Below are 23,802 nucleotides of genomic sequence, written 5' to 3'. Positions count from 1 at the left end.
TCCATATATGAAAACATGTCGACCGCGTGGTTTCCCCGATGCGCAATCCGTTCGCCCGCCGGACACTACGAGCGACCCGCGCCGGATTCGGCACAATAGCGGTCATGCACTTGGGCAAACACCTCTACATGACCATCTTTTGCGCGTTGACCTCCGGTTGTTCCCTTCCCTCGCTGGACAAGCGCAGCGTGTCGCAGGGACTTACCGATGAGGAAGCCGGCGCAACGCCGCTGGGCCGGGCGATCGCCCCACTGGCCGCCGCGCATCCCGGCAAGTCCGGCATCCACGCCCTCGCCGATCCCCTGGACGCCTTTGCCGCGCGCATGATGCTGGCGCGTGCGGCCGAACGCAGTCTGGACGTGCAGTACTACATCTGGCACGACGACATGACGGGCATCATGCTGTTCGAGGCGCTGCACGAGGCCGCCGACCGCGGCGTTCGCGTGCGTCTGCTGCTGGACGACAACGGCACGTCGGGACTGGACCGGACGCTGTCCGCGCTGGACGGGCATCCGAACATCGAGGTGCGGCTCTATAACCCTTTCACGCTGCGCTGGCCCAAGCCGCTTGGTTACCTGACGGACTTCAACCGGCTGAACCGCCGGATGCACAACAAGTCATTCACCGCCGACAACCAGGCCACCATCGTGGGCGGCCGCAACATCGGCGACGAGTACTTTGGCGCCACCGACGGCGTGCTGTTCAGGGACATGGACGTGCTGGCCATCGGCGCCGCCGTCAGCGACGTGTCGGGCGACTTCGACCGCTACTGGCGCAGCGATTCCGCCTATCCGGTGGAAGGCATCGTCCGGAAGGCCGCGTCCAACGAACTGGAAGAACTGGAGGCGGACGCGGCCGCGGTCGAACAGTCGCCCGAGGCCGCAGCCTATGCGCAGGCGATGCGCGACCTGCCCTTCATCCGGCAGTTGCTTGGCGGCGAACTGCCCCTGATCTGGGCGAGCACCCAAATGGTCAGCGACGATCCGGGCAAGACGCTGGGCACCGCGCCGCCCGAGGCGATGCTGCCGCACCAACTGCACGAGATCGTGGGCGAGCCAGCAAAGGAACTGCTGCTGGTGTCGCCTTACTTCGTGCCCACCGCCGCCGGCACGCAGGCGTTTGCCAAGATGGCGCGCAATGGCGTCAAGGTCCGGGTGCTGACCAACGCGCTGGAAGCCACCGACGTGGCGGTGGTGCATTCGGGCTACGCCAAGCGCCGCAAGGACTTGCTGGCCGCCGGCGTCGAGCTCTACGAAATGAAGCGCGCGGTGCAAGGCGTCGAGCGCAACAAGAGCATGGGTCCCTTCGGCAGTTCGGGCTCCAGCCTGCACGCCAAGACCTTCGCGGTGGATGGCGAGCGCGTTTTCGTCGGGTCGTTCAATTTCGATCCGCGCTCGGCGAGATTGAACACCGAGCTGGGATTCGTGATCGACAGCCCGGCGCTGGCGCGTGGCATCGAAGACGCCTTCGAGGAAGAACTGCCCCGCACCGCCTACCGCGTCATGCTGGATGAGATGGGCAAGCTCTACTGGCTGGAAGATCGCGACGGTCACACGGTGCGCCATGACCGCGAGCCCGGCGCCAGCATCTTGCAACGCGCGACCGTGTGGGTGGCGTCGCTGTTGCCGCTGGAGCCGTTGTTGTAGGGGTGGAAGTCAAACGCGACCCGGTCTACCGCAATCCGCAACAAGCGGAGTGGCCGTTTATTTCGCAAGGCGTAGACTGGACGCAGCGATTTTCCGCAGTGAATCTGCCGCCGTAAATTTGCCGCAGTAGTTCTCCATTCAACGACCATGACCACCACGCCCGCCGACGCCCTGCTCGCGCAGCAGGACTGGAACCGCGCCGTTGCCGACCTCGACGCGCACGGCAACGCTGTCCTGCCCGCCTTGCTGACGCCTGCGCAATGCATCGCGCTGTCGGACGCCTACGACCACGATGATCGCTACCGAAGCCGTATCGTGATGGCGCGTCACGGATTCGGGCGTGGCGAGTACAAGTATTTCCGCTATCCCTTGCCTGACCTGCTTGCCCGCCTGCGCGGCGCGCTTTATACCCAGCTGGCGCCCATCGCCAACCGATGGAACCGGCAGATGGGCATCGGCGTGCAGTACCCCGCAGATCACGCGGATTTTCTTGCGCGGTGCCACGCGGCCGGCCAGCGCCGGCCGACGCCATTGATCCTGCAGTACGGGCCGGGCGACTACAACTGCCTGCACCAGGACCTGTACGGCGAACACGTGTTTCCGTTGCAGGTGGCGGTGCTGTTGTCCACGCCGGACGTGGACTTCACGGGCGGTGAATTCGTCATGACGGAAACCGGCAGCCGAGAGCAGCGCGCCGACGTGCTGCCCCTGAAGCAAGGAGATGCGCTGATCTTCACGGTGAACCAGCGCCCGGTTCCCGGCGTGCGCGGATGGCGCAAGGTGGCCATGCGCCACGGCGTGAGCGAGCTGCGGTCGGGGCGCCGCCACACGCTGGGCATCATTTTTCACGACGCGGTGTGACATGACCCTGGACCTATTTGGCGGCGACGATCCCGCCCAGCATGGCCGCGTGACCATCGGCCCGCAATCCGTGGTGTTGCGCGGCTTTGCGCTGCCAACCGTTGACGCGCTGCTGGCCGGCGTGGACGACGTAACCGCGCAGGCGCCGTTCCGGCACATGGAGACGCCGGGCGGGTACACGATGTCGGTGGCGCTGACCAACTGCGGCGACTTGGGGTGGACGACGGACGCCCGCGGCTATCGCTACAGCCGCATCGACCCCGTGTCCGGACAGCCCTGGCCGGCGATGCCGCAGGCCTTCAGGCAGTTGGCGCAGGACGCGGCGCGGGAAGCCGGCTTTCCGGATTTTGCGCCCGATGCGTGCCTGGTCAACCGCTACGAACCCGGCTCGCGTCTGTCGCTGCACCAGGACCGCAACGAGCGCGATTTCAACGCGCCCATCGTGTCGGTGTCGCTGGGCATGCCGGCGATGTTTCTGTTCGGGGGAGACGACCGCGCGGACCGCGCGGCGCGGGTGCCGCTGTTTCACGGTGACGTCGTCGTGTGGGGAGGCGTGGACCGCCTGCGGTTTCACGGCGTGATGCCGCTGAAGGACCTGCCGCATCCGCGGCTGGGAAGCCAGCGCATCAACTTCACGATACGCAAGGCGGGATAGGGGCGCGCGGCCGCTGCCGGCGCCCCTGTGGAACCCGGTGGCCCGGGCCGTGGGGACAGCGCGGGCCGCGCGTTGCGAAGGCCGCCTGGGTTGCCCAGGTTGGCCCCGGATCGCTCACGCCGCGCGCAACTGCACACGCGGGAAATCCACCGGCACGTCGAACGCCACGTTCACGTAGTTGGTGAACAGGTTCAACGCCACATGCGCCAGGATCTCGACGATCTGCTCGTCATTGAAGCCGGCCGCGCGCACCGCCGCCACGTCGGTGTCGGCCACCTGGCCGTGCTGGCGCACTAGCTTCAGCGCGAAATCCAGCGCCGCGGCCGTCTGCGGATCGTCGGCGTGGCCGGCCTGGGCCGCAGCCATCTGTTCGGCAGTGGCGCCAGCCTTGCGGCCCAGCGCGGTGTGCGCGGCCAGGCAGTATTCGCAGCGGTTGCGGTCGGCGACGGCGACGGCGATCTTTTCCGTCAGTTGCGGGGGCAGCACGCCGCCGCCGAGGGCGCCGAACGCACCCCACATGCTTTTCAGGGCGGCGGGCGAGTTCGCGACTGCGCGGAACATGTTGGGGGTCGCGCCGAACGCGCCGTGGATCTGGTCAAGCAGCGCCTTGCTGGCAGCGGGAGCAACGGAGGAGTCGATGAGTTGAACGCGGGACATGATGTTTCCTTTCAGTGAGTTGATTCAATCGTTAAGGGAAAGGCGCCGGCTGGTTTCCTGCTGCCTTTGCGCCAGTATGGGCGGGCCGGGAGTAATATTGGGCACCTAACGTCCACGATTCATATCTATTCGTCCAAGACGCCATGACACCCTCGCTCGACCGTCTGTCCGCCCTGCTCGACCGGTTCCGCGTGCGGGCGCACCTGTTCCATGCCGGCCCGCTGTGCGGTCTGAACCGGTTCGCGCCCGAACCCGGGCGCGCCTTCCTGCACGTGCTGCGACGCGGCGACATGGAGGTCGCGCACCGGGCCGGCAGCGGTCTGCCCCGCCGGCTGCGCGTAGCCGAGCCGACGCTGCTGTTCTACGCACGCCCGGTGCACCATGAATTCCACAACCCGCCCGAGGACGGCTCGGATTTCACCTGCGCCACGCTGCACTTCGAAGGCGGCGACCACCATCCGCTGGTGCGCGCGCTGCCGCCGCTGATCGCGCTGCCGCTGGCGCGTGTTGACGGACTGGCGCAGGCGCTGGCGTTGCTGTTCGCCGAAACCGAACAGGTGCGATGCGGACAGCGGCTGCTGGCGGACCGCCTGTTTGAGGTGGTGTTGATCCAGCTGTTGCGCTGGCTGATCGACCATCCTGCCGAGGCCGGCATACAGATCGGGTTGATGACGGGTCTTGCCGAGCCGCGCCTGGCGCGCGCGCTGGTCGCCATGCACGAGCAGCCCGGCGCGGCCTGGACGCTGGCAGCGCTGGCCGGCCGTGCGGGCATGTCGCGCAGCGCCTTTGCCGCCGCGTTCAAGCACGTGGTCGGCCAGCCGCCGGCGGACTACCTGGCCGACTGGCGCCTGACGCTGGCGCAGTCGCGCTTGCGGGAAGGCATCGCCGTCAAGACGATCGCCGCCGAGCTGGGCTACGCGAACGCGTCGGCCCTGTCGCGCATCTTCAGCCAGAAGCTGGGCGCATCACCGCGGCAATGGCTGGATGCGCGGGCGGCGGAAAACTGAGCGGGCGGCAGTCGACGATGCAGCCTTTGGGGTCCGCCAGCGGGCGGTCCGGCGGTCCGGCGGTCCGAAGCTCCGGCGATCCGGCGCTCCGGCGGACCGGCTTTCCGCGACGCGTCCGTCCAACATGAGGGTTCACCATGTCTGGCGGCGGCCGCGCAGCGGACCTACTATTGCGCACCCCTCAGGCCTAACCCGTCGGACTGCCATGCGTACCCGCACTGCCTTCGCCCTGCTCTGCACCCTGACCTGCGCGTCCGTCCAGGCGGCCACGCCGCCCGACATCGTCGAAAATTCGCTGGGTATGACCTTCGTGCGTGTCCCGGCGGGCACATTCCAGATGGGCAGCGACGAAGGGGCCGACACGCTGGCCGCCGCGTATCCGCACTATCCGCCTGACCGCTACGCCCAGCTCTTTGACGAAGCGCCGGTGCACGCCGTTCGCATCACGCGGCCGTTCTACCTGGAGCGCACGGAAGTCACCGTGGGCCAGTTCCGGCGCTTCATCGAAGCGTCCGGCTACGTGCCGGAGTCCGAAGCCGACGGCACCGGCGGCTACGGCTACAACGCCGCGTACGATCCGGAAACGTCCGCGTCGGGCGACGCCTTCGAAGGCCGCGACCGACGGTATTCCTGGCGCAACCCGGGATTTGTGCAGGGCGACGATCACCCGGTGGTGAACATCAGCTGGAACGACGCGCAGGCGCTGGCGCAATGGCTGACCAGGACGGAAGGCCGCGTGTACCGCTTGCCCACCGAAGCCGAATGGGAATACGCCTGCCGGGCCGGCACGCGCACGCGCTACCAGAACGGCGACGACCCGGCCGCGATGCCTGACGTGGGCAACGGTTTCGATGCCGACGCCAGCCCGTTGTGGCCGAAGTGGCAGGCCTTTGCCTCGCCGCGCCACGACGGCAACACCTTCACCGCCCCGGTCGCCAGCTACGCGCCCAATGCGTTCGGCCTGTACGACATGCACGGCAACGCATGGGAATGGGTCGCGGACTGGTACGGCGAGGACTACTACGCCCACTCCCCGACTGATGATCCGCAGGGTCCGGAAGCCGGCAACGTGCGCGTGCGGCGCGGCGGCTCGTGGCATACGTGGGCGCTGTACACGCGCTCGTCGTACCGCAACTGGAACACGCAGGAAACGCGCTATCCGCTGGTCGGCGTGCGCCTGCTGCGCGAGGCCGACGCCGCCGACTGAGGTCAAAGACTTCCTGGTGGGTTAGCATGGCCGCACGATCCATTTGAAGAGAGTCCTGATATGCACACGCTGGGCCGTCTCGTCCTGCTGGTGAACGACTACGACACCGCCATCGCCTTCTACCGGGACAAGCTCGGGATGGAGGTGTCTGTCGACATGCCTGTCGGCCAGCAGCGCTATGTGCATCTGCGTCTGCACGATCAGCCCTCGGTGGGCATGTGGCTGCTGCAGGCCCAGACGCAGGCCCAGCGCGATCGCGTGGGCGACCAGACGGGCGGCCAGCCCGTCGGCGTGTTCTACACGGACGACGTGCTGCGCGATCACGCGCACTTCTCGGCCAAGGGCGTGCGCTTCACGCGCGAGCCCGTACAGGAAGAGACCGCCGCGTACGCCCACTTCATCGACCTGTACGGCAACGAGTTCGTGCTGGTCCAGTTAAAGCAGCCGGCGTAGCCGCGGGGTCTGCTCATGGCCTTCGATGCGACCCGCAAGGACTGGATCCGGCGTGCCGCGCCGTCCAGCCGCGTGGAGCGCATCGAGGCGTACTTCGGCGGGCATGGCTACGACATGCACCGCCACGACACCTACGCCATCGGCCGCACCCTGGCCGGCGTGCAAAGTTTTCATTACCGGCGCGGCATGCAGCACAGCCTGCCGGGCGGCACCATCGTGCTGCATCCCGACGAAGCGCATGACGGCCAGGCCGGCACCGACGCGGGCTTTCATTACCGGATGATCTACGTGGAGCCGGCGCTGATCCAGCAGATCCTGGGCGGCCGGCCGCTGCCGTTCATCCGCGACGGCATCAGCGCCGATCCGCGGCTGTACGCGGCCAGCGGCGCGCTGCTCCAGGCCACGGGCCAGGACATCGATCCGCTGCAGGAAGACGACGCGCTGTTTGAACTGGCGCACGCGCTGTGCGCCGCCGCGGGCCGCAGAACCGGCCGGCGCGCGCCCGATTACGCCGCGGCCGAACGCGCCCGGCAGTTCATCCATGCATCGTTGGACCAGCCGATTCTGCTGGACGACCTGGCGCGCGCGGCGGGCACGGATCGCTGGAGCCTGTCGCGCGATTTCCGCGCGCTGTTCGGCACCAGCCCATACCGCTACGTGATGCTGCGGCGCCTGGACCTGGCGCGCCGGCTGATCGCGGTGGGCACGCCGCTGGCGCAGGCTGCCGCCGACGCAGGCTTCACCGATCAAAGTCACCTTACGCGCCGCCATGTGCAGGCCTATGGCATGGCGCCCGACCGCTGGCGGCGGATGCTGAACGGCTGACGCGCGGCCCCGGCGCGCAACGGAAAAAGCTGCTCGATCGTACAAGACGGCGCGCCCGGCGCCGCCGTATCGTGGGGCTTTCCATCCCCATGAGCCCGCCATGTCCCTCCCTGCTTCCATCAATCTGGCCGCCAAGCTGGCCCTGATCCACGACCACTGGATGCCCAAGGTCATTGCCGAGATGAACGACTACCAGTTCAAGCTCGTCAAGCTGAAAGGCGATTTTGTCTGGCATTCGCACGCCGACACGGACGAGACGTTCATCGTCATCGCGGGCCATCTGCGGATCGCGCTGCGTGACGGCGAGATCGCGCTGGGTCCCGGTGAAATGACCGTGATCCCCAAGGGCGTGGAGCACAAGCCCTGTGCGCCGCAGGAAGTGCAGCTCATGCTGATCGAGCCGCGCGGCGTCGCGAACACCGGCGACGAAGGCGGGCCGCGCCGTGCGCCCAACGACGTATGGATCTGATCGGCCGCGTTTGCTAACGTGTGGCCCAACAGTGATGCCACCACAGGAGGAAACCATGTCCAAAGTCATGCTTGTCACCGGCGGCAGCCGCGGCATCGGGGCTGCCATCGCCAAGCTGGCCGCCCGCCGCGGGTACGCGGTCGGCGTCAATTACCACGCCAATGCCGATGCCGCAGAGGCGGTCGTGGACGAGATCACCCGAGACGGCGGCAAGGCCGTCGCGATTCAGGCGGATGTCGCCCAGGAGGACCAGGTGCTGCGCATGTTCCGCACGCTGGACGAGCGCCTGGGTCGCATCCACGCGCTGGTCAACAACGCCGGCATCCTGGAAAAGCAGATGCGCGTCGAGGACATGGATGCCGCCCGGCTGCACCGGGTGTTGTCCACCAACGTGGTCGGCGCATTCCTGTGCGCACGCGAAGCCGTGCGGCGGATGTCGCCGCGCCACGGCGGCCAGGGCGGCGCCATCGTCAATGTGTCATCGGCCGCGGCGCGGCTGGGATCGCCCAACGAATACGTGGACTACGCCGCGTCCAAGGGCGCGATGGACACGCTGACCATCGGGCTGTCCAAGGAAGTCGCTCCCGAAGGCATCCGCGTGAACGGCGTGCGCCCCGGCACGATCTACACCGAGATGCACGCCAGCGGCGGCGAGCCGGGCCGCGTCGACCGGCTGAAAAGCGTCATCCCGCTGCGCCGCGGCGGCACCGTGGAAGAAGTGGCCGGGGCGGTGATGTGGCTGTTTTCGGACGAGGCCGGCTATACCAGCGGCTCGTTCATCGAGGTATCGGGCGGCAATTAGCGGGCGGCAATTAGCGGGCGGCCCGGCAAGACTGCGCCGGGCGGATCCGCTTCCGGTGTCTACGGCGATCCCTTGTCATCCGTCGAGATCACGCGCTTTTCCTGGCTTGCGGAAATGCGCGCCTCGACGCGCCGCAGCACGGCCAGCACAAACAGCGCCATCAGGGTGCTGACCACGGCGGTGGCCTCGCGGCCCATGCCGGCGGCCACGCCAATGGCGGCGGTCATCCAGATGCTGGCCGATGTGGTGAGGCCATGGATTTCGCGCTCGGCGCCCAGCTTGATGATGGCGCCCGCCCCCAGAAAGCCGATGCCCGCGATCACGCCTTGCAGCACGCGGCTCAGGTCTCCGACTTCCATGCCGCCCTGCAACGGCACCAGCACGAAGATGGCCGCGCCCAGCGCCACCAGCATGTGCGTGCGCAGCCCGGCATCCTTGCCTCTGCGTTCCCGTTCGTAACCCAACAGGCCGCCCAGCAGGACGGCCATGCTTAAGCGCAGCACAATGCGTGTTGCCTCCGCCACATCGGGAATATCGGCAAATTCAGTACGCACTGCAGTCCAGATTTCCAGCCAGATTTGCGACATCGACGAGTCCTTGGATCCGAGGAGAAACCGAGCATAGCAGGCGGCGCGCGGACGCGGCGCACCTTCGCGTCTTCAAAAATTCTGCCCTGGATCCCACAGCGCCGCGCATCCGGTTTACAACGTCTGCAAGGCCGCGCCGACCGGCGCGCATCGACAGGAGCGCTACATGGATTTGCAGCTGGCGGGTAAACGCGTCCTCATCACGGGCGCCTCCAAGGGCATCGGCCTGGCGTGCGCCATCGCGTTTGCGCGGGAAGGCGCCGAGCCGGTACTGGTTGCGCGTGACGATGCCGCGCTGCATGACGCCACGGCGGCAATCCGCGAGCAGACGGGGCGGCAGGCCGGCGCGGTGACGCTGGATCTGGCGCAACCCGGCGCGGCCGAGCGCCTGTGCAAGGAAACGGGGCCCGTCGACATCCTGGTGAACAATGCCGGCGCCGTGCCGGGCGGCGCGCTGGATCAGGTTCAGGACGAACGCTGGCGCGCGGGCTGGGAGTTGAAGGTGCACGGCTACATCAGCATGGCGCGCCACTACTATCCGGCGATGCGCGACGCGGGGTCGGGCGTCATTGCCAACATCATCGGCATGGCGGGCTCGGCGCCGCGCGCCGATTACATCTGCGGCGCGGCGGCCAACGCCTCCCTCATTGCATTCACGCGAGCGCTGGGCGGCGAATCGCCGCGCCACGGGGTGCGGGTGTTCGGCGTCAATCCGTCGCGCACGCGCACCGATCGCGTGCTGACGCTGGCGCGGCAACGCGCGCAGGCGCGCTGGGGCGATGAATCGCGCTGGCAGGAAACACTGTCGGATCTACCGTTCGGGCGGCTGATGGAGCCGGGCGAGGTGGCCGACATGATCGTCTTCGGCGCCTCGCCGCGCGCGGGTTATCTGAGCGGAACCGTGATCGACCTGGATGGCGGCGAACAGTACGCCACGCACGGGCGTTGATGCCCGGCGCGGCGGATGCGCGTCAGGCGCCCGCCGCCTGCCGGCACATCGATCGGCAATCGCGCGCCAGCGCCTCAGGCAGCTTGCGCCCGCCAGCCCGCCAGCAGCGCCGGCAACTCGCGCATATCGGTGAACACGTGCGACACGCCCACGTTGCGCAGCGCCTGCGCGCCGCTGTGGCCGAGTTCGCCGGGGCTGTAGCCGAATACGGTGGCGCCGGCGGCCACGCCTGCTGTTGCGCCGGTGACCGTGTCCTCGACGATTGCGCAACGCTTCGGGTCCACGCCCAGCGCCTGCGCGGCCGCCAGGTACACGTCCGGAAACGGCTTGCTGCGCGGCATCTCGTGGCCGCTGAAGACGCGCCCATCGAAGCAGTCGGCGATGCCCACCTTGGCCAGTTGCAGCTCGACCTTGCGTCGGTCCGCGCCCGATGCCACGGCGATGCGCCCATCCAGCGCTTCGTGCAAGGCGCGCACGGCGTCGGGCGCCCCGGGGATCTCGACGAGATCGCGGTCCAGCGCGTCGTTGCGGCGTTGGCGGAACTGGTCGAACCATGCCTGATCGATCGTGGCGCCGGTGCGCGCCTCGATCAGCGGCAGTTCGTCCTTGACCGCCTTCCCGGTAAAGATCTGCATTGTCTCGGCGTGCGTGATGCCCCAGCCCAATTCATTGAGCATCTCGGTCAGCACGCGGCTGGTGATGGGTTCGGAATCGACCAGGACACCGTCGCAGTCGAACAGCACGGCGTCAAAGGGAAAATCAGTCATTGCGGGCAGCGGGGGGAGTGTCGATGAAGCCGGTAAGCATACTGCACGGCAACTGACCGCCGGCTGGTGCGGCCCAGCGGACAGCAAGCGGCGGAGTGCCCGGGCGCGCCGGACTGGCTAAGCTGTGGATTCGTGCCGGCGGCGGGTAACGCCTGGCCGCCAGGACGATTGCCCCGCGCAAGACGATGCACATGAACATGACCACGCCCAAGACCCCGATCCCTTCCATGACGCGCCCCGGACCATGACCACGCCCGCCTCCCGCCCGCTCGGCGAATACGACTGGATACGCATCGCGCAGGACCTGGACGCGCAGGGCTGGGCGCTGCTGCCCGCGCTCTATGCGCCGGCTGACGCACGCGCGCTGGCAGCGCTGCAAGGCCTGCCCGATCCCCTGCCGGCGCCGCTGGCCAGCCTGCGCACCGATCTCTACGCGCGCCTGCTGCCGGTGGCGCGCGCCTGGGCAAGCGCACTGGACGTGGATGTCTCCTACCCGGACGATCTGCCCGCCTACCTCCAGCAGAACCGCCTTTCAGGACAATCGCGCAGCCTTTCCGCGATCCAGCGCCTGGACGCACCCGGCTACCAGCCGCTGCTGCAGCATGCCGACGGCGCCTGCGTGTTTCCGCTGCGGCTGATCGTGCTGCTGTCCGAGCCCGGCGTGGATTTCACGGGCGGCGAACTTGTCATGACCGAGCAGCGTCCGCGCATGCAGTCGCGCCCGATGGTGCTGCCGTTGGGCCTGGGCGATGGGGTGGTGATCGCGACGTCGCACCGGCCCGTATCGGGCTCGCAGGGCGTCTACCGCGTCACGGAGCGCCAGGCCGTCAGCCGGGTGCGCAGCGGCGAACGCGTGGGCCTTGACCTGATGCTGCACGACGCGCCGTAACGGGCAGTAGCGCTGTGCACGTCTTCGCGAACGGCCTCCCAAGAGCTGACCCAGGAGCTGACCCACGTGGCGCCCCACCAGCCCGCACAACCCGCTTTCAGTTTTCCGCCGTGATGTTGCCGTCGGCCACGACCTTGGCAAACACCGCCGTCTGCGCCTTGATGAACGCGCGGAACTCGTCCTGGCTCATCGGCTGCACTTCGCCGCCCAGTTCACGGATGCTGGCCACGAATTTCTCGTCCTTCAGGCTGCGGTCGATGGCGGCCGCCAGCTTCTGCTGCACCTCCGGCGGCGTGCTGGCCGGCACGAAGACACCAAACCAGTTTTCCAACGCATAGTCCTTGAGCGGCGCGTATTCGGCCAACGCAGGGATGTCCGGCGCGAACGACGCGCGCTTGGCGGACGTGACCGCCAGCGGCTTGACCTTGCCGCTCTTGATGAACGGCAAGGCGCCCGCCAGGCTGACGAACGTGAGGTCCACGCTGCCCGCCGCCACGTCCACCAGTTGCGCCGCGGCGCCCTTGTACGGCACATGCACCATCTTGATGCCCGCCAGCGACTGCAACAGCTCGCCGTTCAGGTGCTGCGGGTTGCCCACGCCGCTGGTCGCGTACGTCAGCTTGTCGGGATGGGCGCGGCCATAGGCCACCAGTTGCTCGACGTTGGCCACCGGCAGCTTGGGATTGGCGACCAGCACGTTCGGCACACGGGCGATCAGCGCGACAGGCGCCAGGTCCTTCTCCGGCTGGTACTGCATCTTGCTCTTGAAGACGAGCGGGTTGATGGCGGTCTCGCCGGCCGATCCCAGTAGCAGCGTGGCGCCGTCAGGCGCGGAACGCACCACCGCCGTCGCGCCCAGCATGCCGCTGGCGCCCGGCTTGTTCTCCACGACCACGCCCTGAGGCAGTTCGCTGCGCAGGCGCTCGGCCAGCAGCCGGCCCATACCGTCCACGCCCCCGCCCGCGGCAAAGGGCACGATCAGGGTGATCGGGCGGTTGGCTGGCAAGTCGGCGGCCTGCAGAGGGGTCGAGGCGGCGAGCGCCAGGGCCGCGGCGGCGGCCAGGGTACGGATGGGGGGCATGTCTGTCTCCTATGGGGCCATAGCGTCAATGCGCGGCCGGGTTTGTCCTTAATTGCATTTTATGCAGTCAATATGCAAAACTGGCAGCTATGGAAAACACCAATGCCCCGCTCCGTCGCGCACACTTCACGCTGAATGGCGCCTCGTACAGCTGCCTGGACCTGCCGGCTGAATACGGCGCGGACTACTTCCGGCTGCCGGTCGTGCTGCGCCTGTTGCTGGAGAACGCGCTGCGCAACATGCAGGGCGCCGAACGCGACGCCGCCGTCGCCGCGCTGTTCGGCTGGCTGGCGCACGGCACCAGCGAATCCGAAATCGCCTTTCAACCGGGCCGCGTGCTGATGCACGACACCACCAGCACGCCCGCTCTGGTCGACATTGCCGCAATGCGCGACGCGCTGGCCGAGGCCGGCGTTGACCCGGCGGTCCTGAACCCCATGCTGCCGGTGGACGTGTCGGTGGACCATTCGCTGGCCGTCGAAGCCTATGCGCGCAGCGATGCCGCGCAAGCCAACCTGGACCTCGAACTGCGGCGCAATGCCGAGCGCTACCGCTTTCTGCGCTGGGCCTCCAAGGCCCTGTCGAACGTGCGCATCCACCCGCCGGGCACCGGCATCATGCACACCATCAACCTGGAGCAACTGGCCACGGTGGTCTGCCAGCAGCCAGGCCCCGACGGCACCGCCCTCTATCCCGACATGATGATCGGCACCGACAGCCACACGCCGATGATCAACGGCATCGGCGTGCTGGGCTGGGGCGTGGGCGGACTGGAAGCGCAGACGGTCATGTTCGGCATGCCCACGATGCTGCGCATTCCCGACGTGATCGGCGTGCGGCTGACCGGCGCGCTCCAGCCCGGCGTCACGGCCACGGACCTGGCCTTGACCGTCACCCAGCGCCTGCGCGTCATCCACGTGTCCGGCGAGTTCGTTGAATTCTTCGGGCCCGGCGTGGCCACGCTGCCCGCCGGCAGCCGCTGCGTTGTCGCCAACATGGCGCCCGAATACGGCGCGACCACGGGCTACTTCCCGATCGACGGCGAAACGCTGGCCTACCTGCGCCAGACCGGCCGCGCCGACGATCAGATCGCGCGTGTGGAGGCCTACGCGCGTTGCACCGGCATCGCGCTGGACCCCGATGCCGAGCCCCGCTACACCCGTGTGGTCGACATCGCGCTGGATGCCGTGCAGATGCACGTGGCCGGTCCCAAGCGTCCGCAGGATCTGCATCCCTACGGGCAGACGCGCGAAATTCTTGCGGCGCTGGATTTCACGCCGCGCGCGCCGTCCGCCCTGCCCCGCCACGCCATCGCCATTGCCGCGATCACCAGTTGCACCAACACGTCCGATCCGCGCCTGTTGACGGCCGCCGGGCTGCTGGCCCGCAAGGCCCGCGGGGCCGGGCTACGGCCGCCGCACTGGGTCAAGACGTCACTCGGCCCCGGCTCCCCCGCCGCCGCCGAATACCTGGCGCGCGCCGGTCTGCTGGAAGACCTGGCCGCCGTGGGCTTTGACATCGTCGGCTACGGGTGCACCACCTGCATCGGCAACTCCGGTCCGCTGCCGCCCGTCGTGCGGGAGGCGCTGGCCGACGGCGCCATCCACCCGGTGGCGGTGCTGTCCGGCAACCGCAATTTCACGGGCCGGATCCATCCGGATCTGGACCTGGGCTTTCTGATGTCGCCGCCGCTGGTCATCGCCTTTGCGCTGGCCGGCGACGCGGAAAGAGACCTGAGCCGCGAGCCGGTCCAGGTGACGCCCGACGGGCGCGCGGTTCACCTGTCCGAGCTATGGCCGACGGAAGCCGAGATCGACGCCGCGCTGGCCGCAGGGCAGCGTCCCGACGACTATCGCGCCGCGTTCAAGATCGCCAGCGCGAACCCGGCCTGGCAGGCCCTGCAATCGCCCGCGTCGGCGCGGTTTCCGTGGGACGCTGCGTCCACCGCGCTGCGCCGCCCGCCCTTTGCCAGCACCGAGGCCGGCAGTCAACTGGGCCGCTACACCGCGCATCCACTGCTCGTCGTGGGCGACGACGTCACGACCGACCACCTGTCGCCCGCCAGCGCCATCCCGCCCGACAGCCTGATCGCGGACTTCCTGGTCGAACGCGGCGACGACCGCAACGACCTGAACGTATTCGCATCGCGCCGCGGCAACTGGGAAGTCATGATGCGCGCCGCGTTCTACAGCAAGAGCCTGACCAACCTGCTCTGTCCCTCCGCCCCCGTCGGCCACACCCTGCACGCACCCAGCGGCCGGCTGGAACCCATCTGGGACGCCGCCGCGCATTACGCGAAGGCGTCGCAGCCCGTCGTGCTGGTGGCGGGCGCGCGCTTCGGCACAGGCTCGTCGCGCGACTGGGCGGCCAAGGGCCAGCGGCTCTTGGGCATCCGCGCGGTGCTGGCGGTCAGCTTCGAACGCATCCACCGGTCCAACCTGATCGGCATGGGCATCCTGCCGCTGCGCCTGCCCGACGGGGTGACACCCGCGACGCTGCGGCTGCAGCCGGGCGACCGGATCGAGATCGACGTCGAGGCCGCCGCGCTGGCGCCCCGCGCCGCCATTCCCGTGCGCGTCCTGCGCGCCGATGGCCGGATCGAGGCGCTGACCGCCACCGCGGCGGTTGAGACCCGGCTGGAGATCCGGCTGTTGCAGATGGGCGGCGTCATTCCCGCTATCCTGTCGGACACCATTTCATCGGCCGTCCGCCACCCATGAGCGCGCAAACCAATACCGTCACGAAGATCCTGGACCTCATCAAGGAAGACCGTCTGCAGGAGGGCGCGCACCTGCGCGCGCAGAAGATCGCCGACCGCCTGCGGCTGTCGCGCTCGCCGGTCAACGATGCGCTGGGTATTTTGGAGCAGCACGGTGTGGTGGCGCGCAAGCCCAACCGCGGGTACTTCCTGCTGCGCGACTTCGATGTCGCGGGCGACGCCCCCGCCGACATCACGCCCCCATCGGCGGACGACATCGTCACGCAGACGTACTTTGCGCTTGCCGACGAACTGCTGCGCGGCGAACTGCCGATGCAGTGCAGCGAAGCGCAGCTGCGCACGCGCTACGCGCTGACCAATGCGCAAACGCAGGCGCTGCTGGGCCGCATTTCGCAAGAGGGCTGGGCGCAGCGCCGGCCCGGATACGGCTGGGAATTCTCGTCCATGATGACGACGCCCGACAGCCTGCTGCAGTCCTACCGGCTGCGGTTGGCGCTGGAGCCGGCGGCGCTGCGCGAGCCCGGCTTTCGCATCGAAAAATCCGTGCTGGCGCGCTGCCGCGCCGCGGAAATGCACCTGCTGAACGGCGGCATCGCCACCGACACCGCAGACCAGCTCCACGATCGCGGCGTGCGCTTTCATGAATCGCTGGTGGAAGCCTCCGGCAATCCGTTCTTCATCGACACGATCAAACGCGTCAATCGCGTACGCCGCCTGCTGTCCTACCGCTCGATGCAGGACCGCAGCCGCTACCAGCAGCATTGCGACCAGCACCTGGCCATCCTGGACCTGCTGGAACGCGAACGCAACGACGAGGCGGCCGAGGCGCTTTCGGCCCACCTGCGCAGCACGCTCGACAACCTGGCCCGCATCAGCGGCATCCTGACTTCGTAGGGCCGCGCGTGGCGCGGCCGTTTTCAACTGGCAAAAAGAGGCTCGCGCCATGCATGTCTATATCGGTTCCCGGACCACCCGGGAACGCAATGCCCGCGGCGAGGGCATCAGCGTGTTCGACTACGCGCCCGAGACGGGAACGCTGACGCTCAAGCAGGTCGTGGGGGGTCTGCACAATCCGTCGTATCTGCTGCCGCATCCGTCGCTGCCGATCCTGTACACCGTGCACGGCGACAGCAGCGAGGTCAGCGCGCTGCGCCGCGATGCGCATGACGGCACGCTGACGCCCTGGCATACGCAGGACTGCCAGGGCCGCAATCCCGTCCATCTGGCGCTGGGGCCGTCGGCCCGCTATCTGATGGTGTCCAACCATCTGACCGGCACGCTGGCGGTGCTGCCCGTAGCGGCGGACGGCGCGCTGCAAGCCGTGTCGCAGACGGTGCCGCTGGCCGGCGAACCGGGGCCGCACCGCAAGGAGCAGCCATTTTCCAAGCCGCATTTCAACGTGCTCGACCCGTCGGGCAAGTATGTAGCGGTGCCGGACAAGGGGCTGGACCGGGTGTTCCTGTATCCCGCCGACGCGCATGGGATCGGCGCGCAGCCTGCCAGCGTTGCGACGTCGCGCGAGGGCGCGGGCCCACGCCATGCGGTCTTTCATCCATCAGGGAAATGGCTGTACGTCGTCAACGAGTTGGACAACACGGTCACGGCCTATGCCGTGGAAGCAGGCGCGCTGCGTCCCTTCCAGGTGCTGTCCACCCTGCCCGACACCTATACCGGCAACAGCCGCGCCGCCGGCATTGCGCTGGACGCCGATGGCCGGCACCTGTATGCGTCGAATCGGGGTGACGACAGCATTGCGGTGTTTCGCGTGGACGCATCCACCGGTCGACTGACCACCGTGCAGCATGCCCGCACGCACGGCAAGACACCGCGCTTTTTCACGCTGTCGCCCGACGGCCGGTTTGTCTTCGCGCTGAACGAAGACAGCGACACGCTGCAGCGGTTTCGTGTCGATCCGGCCAGCGGCATGCTGGCGCACGACGGCTACGCGCTGTCCGTCGGCAGCCCGGTGTGCATGGTGTTTGCCGGCGCTTAGAAGTCCATCGACGCCGACAGCATGAGGGTGCGCGGCACGCCTTGTGAGATCGTGCCGTACGAGGCCACGCCGGACCAATAGGCGCGGTTGAACACGTTGACGACGTTGGCGCGCAGCGTGACGTCCCGGCCTTGGACCTTGAGCGCATAGCGCGCGCCCAGGTCGAACGTCGTCCACGACGGCACCGACTGCGTGTTGGCCTGGTTGATGTATTCGCGTCCGGTGTAGACCATGCCGCCCGTCAAGGTCAGCCCCGTCACCCACGGCGTGTCCCACTCGGCGCCCAGGTTGACGGCGACGGTGGGCACGCCCACGGGCCGGTTGCCCTGCGTGGCCGCGCTGTTGGTGCGCGTCAGCTCCCCATCCAGGAAGGTCACGCCGCCCAACAGGCGCACGCCGCGCATCGGTTCGCCGGACACATTCAATTCCAGCCCGCGGTTGCGTTGCTCGCTATCGGCCGCATACACGCCGTTCGTGAGCTGCCCGCTGGGCTTGGTGATCTCGAAGGCGCTCAGCGTCACCATCGCGTTGTCCAGCTCCACCTTGACGCCCACTTCCTTCTGCTTGGCCTTGTACGGCTTGAAGACCTCTCCCGCGTTGGTGGCGGTGGCGGGCGCCACGTCGCCCTTGCTCAGCCCCTCGATGTAGTTGGCGTAGAACGAAACGTTGTGCCAGGGCTTGATGACCAGCCCGGCCAGCGGCGTGGTCGCGCTTTCGTCGTAGCTGACCGTCCGCACACCCGTGGCGCCGTTGAAGTTGCGCGATTCGATGCGCTGGTGGCGCAGGCCCAGCGTCAATTGCGCGCGCTCGTCCAGGATGCTGAGCGTATCGGCCAGCGCCAGGCCGGACAGATCCGACGACGACACCTTGGGCACGTTGGCCGGCGCGGGAATGTGCTGCTCCGGGCGCGTGATCGGGTGGTAGATGTTGGACGTGAGCGGGGTGCCGTTCACGCTGGCCTGCAGATTGCGGTCGCTGTAAAGGCTGCCCATGAAGCTGATCGCGTGGCGCACGGGCCCCGTGTCCAGCTTGGCGCGCAGCCCGGCGTTGTAGGTGCTGCGGTTGACCTGAAAGCGGAAGTTGTTGGGCGTCACCACGGTGTCGCCGGCCTCGTTCACGATGGTGGGCGTCTGGTCCGACAGGCGCGACACGCTGGTGTCCGAGCCGCCCGCGTCCGCGAACACCGTCAGGCGGTCGCTGATGTCGTATTCCACGCGCAGCAGCGCCGACTGGCCGTCGGACTTCCACCAGCCCCACGGTTGCGTGGCGTTGCGGCGGCCATCCGGGGCACGCGGCACGGCAATGCCCGGCGCCACCAGAAACGGTCGCGTCGGCGCGTCGATCTTCTCGTGCTGCGTCAGCAGATCCAGCGAGGCGCGCAGCCGTTCGCCCTGGTAATCCAGCGACAGCGCGCCGATGGTCGTGCGCGAACTCATGTTGTCCAGGGGCGTGTCGCCCTGCCGCTGCATGCCGTTGACCCGCACACCCCATTCCCCCGCGTCGCCAAACCGGCGGCTCAGGTCGACTCGCGCGCCGAATTGCGAGTCGCCGACGTAGTCGGCCGACACGCGGGTCAGGTCCTCGGGCAGCGAGCGCTTGGGCACCATGTTGATGACGCCGCCCACGCCGCTGTTGGGCGACATGCCGTACAGCAGCGCCGCCGGCCCCTTCAGCACTTCCACGCGCTCGATGTAGTCGGTGAAGACGTGGTAGTTGGGCGCCACGCCATAGACGCCGTCAAAGGCGATTTCGCCGAGGTTGCCTTCGCCGATGGGAAAGCCGCGGATGTAGAACGAATCGGTCACGCCGCCGATCTGGCCGGTAAAGCGCACGGACGGCTCCACCGTCAGCGCGTCGGCCAGCGTCACGGCCTGACGGTTCGCCAGCAATTCCGACGTGTAGCTGGTGACATTGAACGGCGTGTCCATCACGTCGCGGTTGCCCAACAGGCCCATCCGCGCGCCGCGCGCCACCTGGCCGCCGGCAAATTCCGCCGGCAGCGCGGAGGGGCTGATGCCCGCTCCATCGACGGTGACCGCGGGCAGCACCGTGGTCTCGCCGGCGGCCACCGGCAGCCTGCGCAGCGAATAGGCGCCGCCGCCCTGTTCGGCCAGCGCGTAGCCCGATCCGGACAGCAGGCGGGCGAACCCCTCTCGCACCGTGTAGGCGCCCTGCAGACCGTCGCTGCGCTGGCCCGCGACCAACGCGGGATCGAACGACAGCGGCACGCCCGCACTGGCGGCGAACTGCGCCAGCACGTCGCCAAGCGGTCCAGGCGCGATGGCATAGGACTTGCGCGGCGCGGCGCTGGCTGTCTCGGCCGCGAACGTGGCCGCCGGCATTCCCGAGGCCGCAAGCAGCGCCAGCCCCAGGCCGGCGGCCCGGACCAGCGACGCCGCGGGCGACAGGACGGCAAGGCCGCGCGGCAGGCGGGGCGATCGGGAGAGTCGGGAAACCATGTAACGATCCTTCGTGGGGTTGGGGTAACGCGCATGTCGCGGCGGTTCACCCGGTACACCGGACGAAGCGGAAAAAAGTGTCAGCCGATCGGCGATTAATTTGTAACAGCGGCGCGCGGCGCAACCGTCGTCCACCACGGAGTCACGCGGCTGACGCGAACCGGCAGGGTCTTTTGCAGCAGGCGCAGGCTGGCTTCGATGTCGTTCAACGGAAACGCCCCCGACACGCGCAGGTCAGCCACCGCGGGATCGCAACGCAGCACGCCGTGGCGGTAGCGTCCCAGCTCGTCGACCAGATCGGCCAGCCGCCAGTTGCGCGCGGCCAGCATCCCGTCCGCCCACGACGCCGCCAAAGCATCGGCCGGCCCCGGCGTCCGGACGCCGTTCGCGGTGAAGACGGTCTGCTCGCCCGCCTCCAGCACCATGGCGCCGGCGTCCGCTTGGGCGGGCCGGACCTCGACCGCGCCCTCGTACACCGCCACGCGGACGCTGGCGCCCTCGTCGCGGACCATGAAGCGCGTGCCCAGCGCGCGCAGGACGCCCTGGGTCGTCTGCACCAGGAACGGGCGCGGCGCCGGCGCGGGATCGCGTCCCGTCGTCAGCAGGATTTCGCCCGCGCGCAGCCACAGCATGCGTTGCGTCGGGGTGTAGTCGACGTCGACGGCGCTGGCCGTGTTGAGCACCAGTTGCGTGCCATCGGCCAGTTCGACGCGGCGCTGCTCGCCCGTCGCCGTGCGCAGGTCCGCGCGCCATTCGCGCCAGGGCAGCTCGCGCACGCCCAACCACGCCGCCGGACCCAGCACCAGCAGCCCCGCCAGCGCGCGCACGGCCTGGCGGCGTCCGGCGCGGTCCGCCTGCCGCAGCGCTTGCCCGCCGATCCGCGGCGGCACCTGGCCAAACCCGCGCAGCATCGCCTCGGCGCGTTGCCAGGCGGCTTCATGGTCGGCGCTGCGCGCCCGCCAGCGCGCCAGCGCCGCGCGATCCGCCGCTGAGAGTGTCTCGGACTGCAAACGCACCAGCCAGCCGGCCGCTTCGTTGAGGATGGCGGGGTCGATGACCGCGTTCACGCCGCGTCCGCCTGATACGCGATCAGGCACGCGGCAAAGGCGGCCTGCATATGGCGCTTGACCGTCGACAGCGACACGCGCTGCTTGCGCGCGATCTCGTCATAAGCCATGCCGTCGAACTGCGACAGCAGAAAGACTTCCCGCGTGCGGGCGGGCAGCGAACGCAGGGCGGCGTCGATGGCGTGCAGCGTTTCCAGGATCAGGGCGCGCGCCTCGGGCGATGGGGCCTCGGCCTCGGGCACGTGCGCCACGGCGGCCAGGTAGGCGTCTTCCACCGCGCGGCGGCGCCAATGGTCCGCCACCAGGCCCTTGGCGATGTGGGTCAGCAGCGCGCGCGGCTCGGCGCCGGTGTCGTCGCGGCGCCGGCCCGCCATCAGCCGCACGAAGGTGTCGTGCGCCAGGTCCGCGGCGTCGAAGGAACTGCCCAGCTTCTTGCGCAGCCACATCGAGAGCCAGCCGTGGTGTTCGCGATAAAGCTGGGTGACGTTGTCGGCGGATGGGGATAGCGGCGCAGGCAAGGCGCACCTCGGCATATGTGCAAATAGGAATTGTTCTTATTCTATACGAGCCTCCTGTCCGCGCACGCGCGCCCGAGTGCTGGGATAGAATCGGTCACCTACCCCGCCACCCTATCGAGTGCCATGCAGAACGACCCGTCCAAGCCTCTATTCCTTGCCAGCGGCGGGGAAATGGGCGCACGAGTCAGCCGCCACGACTGGTCTGCCACGCCGCTCGGTCCCATCGCTTCCTGGCCCGCCTCGTTGCGCATTGCCGCGAGCATGGTGCTGTCGTCCCGGTTTCCGTCCTGCCTGGTCTGGGGCCCCGAGCTCATCTCGATCTACAACGACGCGTTCGTCCCCATCCTGGGCGCCAAGCCCGACGCGCTGGGCTGCCCGTTCGATGAGATCTGGCGCGAAGCCTGGTCGCTGATCGGCCCGATCGCCGAACGCGCCTACGCCGGCGAGGCCACCTTCATCGAGGATTACCCACTCGTCGTCCACCGATACGGCCGCGCCGAGATGGCCAACTTCACGTTCTGCTACAGCCCCGTGCGCGATGAAAACGGCAATGTCGCCGGCATGATCGACACCGTCATTGAAACCACCGCGCGGGTCGGCGCCGAAAAGGCCCAGGCCGACGCGCTGCGCCTGACCGAAGAGGCCCTGCGCCAAAGCCAGAAGATGGAAGCCATCGGCCAGTTGACGGGTGGCGTCGCGCATGACTTCAACAATCTGCTGACGGGAATCTCCGGCAGTCTGGATTTTCTGTCCCAGCGCCTTGCGCAGGGGCGGACCGATGACCTCGCCCGTCACATCGCGGTGGCAAAAGGCGGCGCCGACAAGGCGGCCATCCTGACGCGCCGCCTGCTTAATTTTTCGCGCCGCCACCCGCTTGAGCGCACGGCGGTGGACATCAACCACGTCATCGCCGACATGGAGGCGCTGATCACGCGCAGCGCCGGAGCGGCGATCACGCTGGACGTGGACTGCGCCGCCGGGTTGTGGCCGGTCTGGGTGGACGCGCACCAGCTTGAAAATGCGCTGCTGAATCTGTGCCTGAATGCGCGCGACGCCCTGTACGCGAGCGGCACGCTGCGCATCGAGACATCCAACGTGACCCTGGGCGCCGAGGACGCGCGCGAGCGCAATCTGGAACCGGGCGACCACGTGCGGTTGCGCGTGTCCGACACGGGGTGCGGCATGACGCCCGAGACGATGCGACGCATGTTCGAACCCTTCTACACCACCAAGCCGGCCGAGCGCGGCACCGGCCTGGGACTTGCGCTGGTTCACGACTTTGTCCGTCAGTCCGGCGGTCACATCCAGGTGCGCTCGCAACCGGACCTGGGCACGGATATCGACCTCTACTTTCCGCGCCATGGCGGGGCCCGCATCCAGGTCGCCGCGGACACGGCATCGGTCTCGCCGTCGCGGGTCTTGCAGGGCAGGACGATTTTGCTGGCCGAGGACGATCCGGCCGTGCGCGAAATCACCGCCGAAGTGCTGAAGGAAATCGGCTTCGATGTGATCGAAGCGACGGACGGCGCCAGCGCGCTCAAGCACCTGACCACGCAGGCCCGGATCGACCTATTGGTCTGCGACCTGGCCTTGCCGGGCGGCGTGAACGGGCGGCGGGTGGCGGAGACCGGCAAGACATTGCGGCCGGAAATGAAAGTGCTGTTCATCACGGGCTACGGCGAAACCGCCGAGGGGAACAACGCACCGGCGACGGGTGCGCCCGTGTTGCTGAAGCCATTCACCCTTGAAGATCTGGCAAGCCAGGTGCATGCGCTGATGCGCTGAAAAACGCGGCCGGGCGGGTGCTCAAGCGGACGGCAGGCGCCGCGTCGTGCGGATCCAGAACAGCCCCGCCCCCGACAGCAGCATGGCGAACAGCAGGTACACAAAACAGATCAGCAGGCCGAAGAAATAGTAGCGGTCGTAAACACTGGCCGCCCACCACGCAACCCCGCCATACACCGCCATGACGATGAACGGCAGCCACAGCACCGCCACGCCGGCGCGGCGCCAGCCGGGGGTGTTCAAGCGCGGAAATCGATGCGGGCGGGCGCGCAGCAGCAAAGCCAGCGCCGACAGCGCCGGCAGCACAAAGGCCAGCACCGCCAGCACCAGCAGGCCGGCATCCAGGAACGTCGCCACGAACTCGCGCAAAATCGGCTCCTTGCACGGCGCGCACGGGTGGCGCCGT

Annotated in this window: 23 protein-coding genes; 15 read left to right on the top strand and 8 right to left on the bottom strand. The window is 68.4% G+C overall.

Translation table 11 applies throughout. The features are described from left to right. Positions 1 to 104: 104 nt before the first annotated feature. The 3 genes from KW836_RS09180 (at position 105) to alkB (ending at position 3,162) form a co-directional block, all read left to right on the top strand. Positions 105 to 1,646, top strand: coding sequence for a phospholipase D family protein (locus KW836_RS09180; protein WP_218343047.1), 1,542 nt, complete (start codon positions 105 to 107; stop codon positions 1,644 to 1,646). 147 nt (positions 1,647 to 1,793) lie between these two features. Continuing rightward, a complete protein-coding gene (locus tag KW836_RS09175) occupies positions 1,794 to 2,507 on the top strand; it encodes a 2OG-Fe(II) oxygenase (protein WP_218343046.1) in 714 nt (237 codons plus the stop codon). Position 2,508: 1 nt separating this feature from the next. Then, complete coding sequence (gene alkB / locus KW836_RS09170) at positions 2,509 to 3,162, top strand: DNA oxidative demethylase AlkB (RefSeq protein WP_175137692.1); 654 nt, start codon at positions 2,509 to 2,511, stop codon at positions 3,160 to 3,162. 114 nt (positions 3,163 to 3,276) lie between these two features. Here alkB and KW836_RS09165 read toward each other — a convergent pair whose 3' ends face one another. After that, a complete protein-coding gene (locus KW836_RS09165) occupies positions 3,277 to 3,819 on the bottom strand; it encodes a carboxymuconolactone decarboxylase family protein (protein WP_175137691.1) in 543 nt (180 codons plus the stop codon). Positions 3,820 to 3,962: 143 nt separating this feature from the next. Here KW836_RS09165 and KW836_RS09160 point away from each other — a divergent pair, with 143 nt between their 5' ends. The 6 genes from KW836_RS09160 (at position 3,963) to KW836_RS09135 (ending at position 8,582) form a co-directional block, all read left to right on the top strand. Further along, positions 3,963 to 4,826, top strand: a complete 864-nt coding sequence (locus KW836_RS09160; protein ID WP_175137690.1) for an AraC family transcriptional regulator — start codon at positions 3,963 to 3,965, stop codon at positions 4,824 to 4,826. Between the two features lie 205 nt (positions 4,827 to 5,031). Beyond that, the gene (locus KW836_RS09155) at positions 5,032 to 6,033 is read left to right on the top strand and encodes a formylglycine-generating enzyme family protein (RefSeq protein ID WP_175124422.1); all 1,002 of its coding nucleotides are present in this window, start codon (positions 5,032 to 5,034) and stop codon (positions 6,031 to 6,033) included. Positions 6,034 to 6,093: 60 nt separating this feature from the next. Then, positions 6,094 to 6,486, top strand: a complete 393-nt coding sequence (locus KW836_RS09150) for a VOC family protein (protein ID WP_175124421.1) — start codon at positions 6,094 to 6,096, stop codon at positions 6,484 to 6,486. 15 nt (positions 6,487 to 6,501) lie between these two features. After that, the gene (locus tag KW836_RS09145) at positions 6,502 to 7,311 is read left to right on the top strand and encodes an AraC family transcriptional regulator (protein ID WP_175137688.1); all 810 of its coding nucleotides are present in this window, start codon (positions 6,502 to 6,504) and stop codon (positions 7,309 to 7,311) included. 100 nt (positions 7,312 to 7,411) lie between these two features. Next, entirely contained in the window at positions 7,412 to 7,780 is a 369-nt protein-coding gene (locus tag KW836_RS09140; RefSeq protein ID WP_175137687.1) for a cupin domain-containing protein, read from the top strand. A 55-nt stretch (positions 7,781 to 7,835) separates the two neighbouring features. Continuing rightward, complete coding sequence (locus tag KW836_RS09135) at positions 7,836 to 8,582, top strand: SDR family oxidoreductase (protein ID WP_175137686.1); 747 nt, start codon at positions 7,836 to 7,838, stop codon at positions 8,580 to 8,582. A 59-nt stretch (positions 8,583 to 8,641) separates the two neighbouring features. On the opposite strand, the gene KW836_RS09130 is transcribed toward KW836_RS09135, so the two are convergent. Beyond that, entirely contained in the window at positions 8,642 to 9,169 is a 528-nt protein-coding gene (locus KW836_RS09130) for an MgtC/SapB family protein (RefSeq protein ID WP_175124417.1), read from the bottom strand. 166 nt (positions 9,170 to 9,335) lie between these two features. Here KW836_RS09130 and KW836_RS09125 point away from each other — a divergent pair, with 166 nt between their 5' ends. Further along, complete coding sequence (locus KW836_RS09125; protein WP_218343045.1) at positions 9,336 to 10,118, top strand: SDR family oxidoreductase; 783 nt, start codon at positions 9,336 to 9,338, stop codon at positions 10,116 to 10,118. A gap of 74 nt (positions 10,119 to 10,192) precedes the next feature. Here KW836_RS09125 and KW836_RS09120 read toward each other — a convergent pair whose 3' ends face one another. Beyond that, positions 10,193 to 10,885: an HAD family phosphatase gene (locus KW836_RS09120; protein ID WP_175137684.1), complete on the bottom strand. Its 693-nt coding sequence runs from the start codon at positions 10,883 to 10,885 to the stop codon at positions 10,193 to 10,195. A gap of 244 nt (positions 10,886 to 11,129) precedes the next feature. On the opposite strand from KW836_RS09120, the gene KW836_RS09115 reads away from it, so the two are divergent. Further along, a complete protein-coding gene (locus tag KW836_RS09115; protein ID WP_175124414.1) occupies positions 11,130 to 11,774 on the top strand; it encodes a 2OG-Fe(II) oxygenase in 645 nt (214 codons plus the stop codon). Between the two features lie 97 nt (positions 11,775 to 11,871). On the opposite strand, the gene KW836_RS09110 is transcribed toward KW836_RS09115, so the two are convergent. After that, positions 11,872 to 12,855, bottom strand: coding sequence for a tripartite tricarboxylate transporter substrate binding protein (locus tag KW836_RS09110; protein ID WP_218343044.1), 984 nt, complete (start codon positions 12,853 to 12,855; stop codon positions 11,872 to 11,874). Positions 12,856 to 12,944: 89 nt separating this feature from the next. Here KW836_RS09110 and acnA point away from each other — a divergent pair, with 89 nt between their 5' ends. Genes acnA through KW836_RS09095 form a run of 3 tightly spaced genes read left to right on the top strand, consistent with a single transcriptional unit; the run spans position 12,945 to position 17,567 of the window. Next, the gene (gene acnA / locus KW836_RS09105) at positions 12,945 to 15,575 is read left to right on the top strand and encodes an aconitate hydratase AcnA (protein WP_218343043.1); all 2,631 of its coding nucleotides are present in this window, start codon (positions 12,945 to 12,947) and stop codon (positions 15,573 to 15,575) included. Next, positions 15,572 to 16,468 carry a GntR family transcriptional regulator gene (locus KW836_RS09100; protein WP_218343042.1) on the top strand — a complete coding sequence of 299 codons (897 nt, stop codon included), beginning with the start codon at positions 15,572 to 15,574 and terminating at the stop codon, positions 16,466 to 16,468. The genes acnA and KW836_RS09100 overlap by 4 nt, the downstream gene beginning before the upstream one ends. A 49-nt stretch (positions 16,469 to 16,517) precedes the next feature. Beyond that, complete coding sequence (locus KW836_RS09095; RefSeq protein WP_175124411.1) at positions 16,518 to 17,567, top strand: lactonase family protein; 1,050 nt, start codon at positions 16,518 to 16,520, stop codon at positions 17,565 to 17,567. Here the strand turns inward: KW836_RS09095 and KW836_RS09090 are convergent. The 3 genes from KW836_RS09090 to KW836_RS09080 form a co-directional block, all read right to left on the bottom strand. Further along, on the bottom strand, positions 17,564 to 20,026 hold the full coding sequence (locus KW836_RS09090; RefSeq protein ID WP_218343041.1) for a TonB-dependent receptor: 2,463 nt from the start codon (positions 20,024 to 20,026) through the stop codon (positions 17,564 to 17,566). The genes KW836_RS09095 and KW836_RS09090 overlap by 4 nt on opposite strands. A 95-nt stretch (positions 20,027 to 20,121) precedes the next feature. Beyond that, entirely contained in the window at positions 20,122 to 21,093 is a 972-nt protein-coding gene (locus KW836_RS09085; protein ID WP_218343040.1) for a FecR domain-containing protein, read from the bottom strand. Beyond that, entirely contained in the window at positions 21,090 to 21,611 is a 522-nt protein-coding gene (locus tag KW836_RS09080) for a sigma-70 family RNA polymerase sigma factor (RefSeq protein WP_175184463.1), read from the bottom strand. Before KW836_RS09080 ends, KW836_RS09085 begins: the two co-directional genes overlap by 4 nt. A gap of 123 nt (positions 21,612 to 21,734) precedes the next feature. On the opposite strand from KW836_RS09080, the gene KW836_RS09075 reads away from it, so the two are divergent. Next, a complete protein-coding gene (locus KW836_RS09075) occupies positions 21,735 to 23,396 on the top strand; it encodes an ATP-binding protein (RefSeq protein WP_254594934.1) in 1,662 nt (553 codons plus the stop codon). Between the two features lie 21 nt (positions 23,397 to 23,417). On the opposite strand, the gene KW836_RS09070 is transcribed toward KW836_RS09075, so the two are convergent. Beyond that, positions 23,418 to 23,765, bottom strand: coding sequence for a hypothetical protein (locus tag KW836_RS09070; protein ID WP_175122767.1), 348 nt, complete (start codon positions 23,763 to 23,765; stop codon positions 23,418 to 23,420). Between the last annotated feature and the right edge of the window lie 37 nt (positions 23,766 to 23,802).

It is taken from the genome of Achromobacter sp. ACM05, from assembly GCF_019218915.1.
In the GTDB taxonomy this organism is placed as follows: domain Bacteria; phylum Pseudomonadota; class Gammaproteobacteria; order Burkholderiales; family Burkholderiaceae_B; genus Achromobacter; species Achromobacter animicus.
This window is presented reverse-complemented; position numbering and strand designations above follow the sequence as displayed.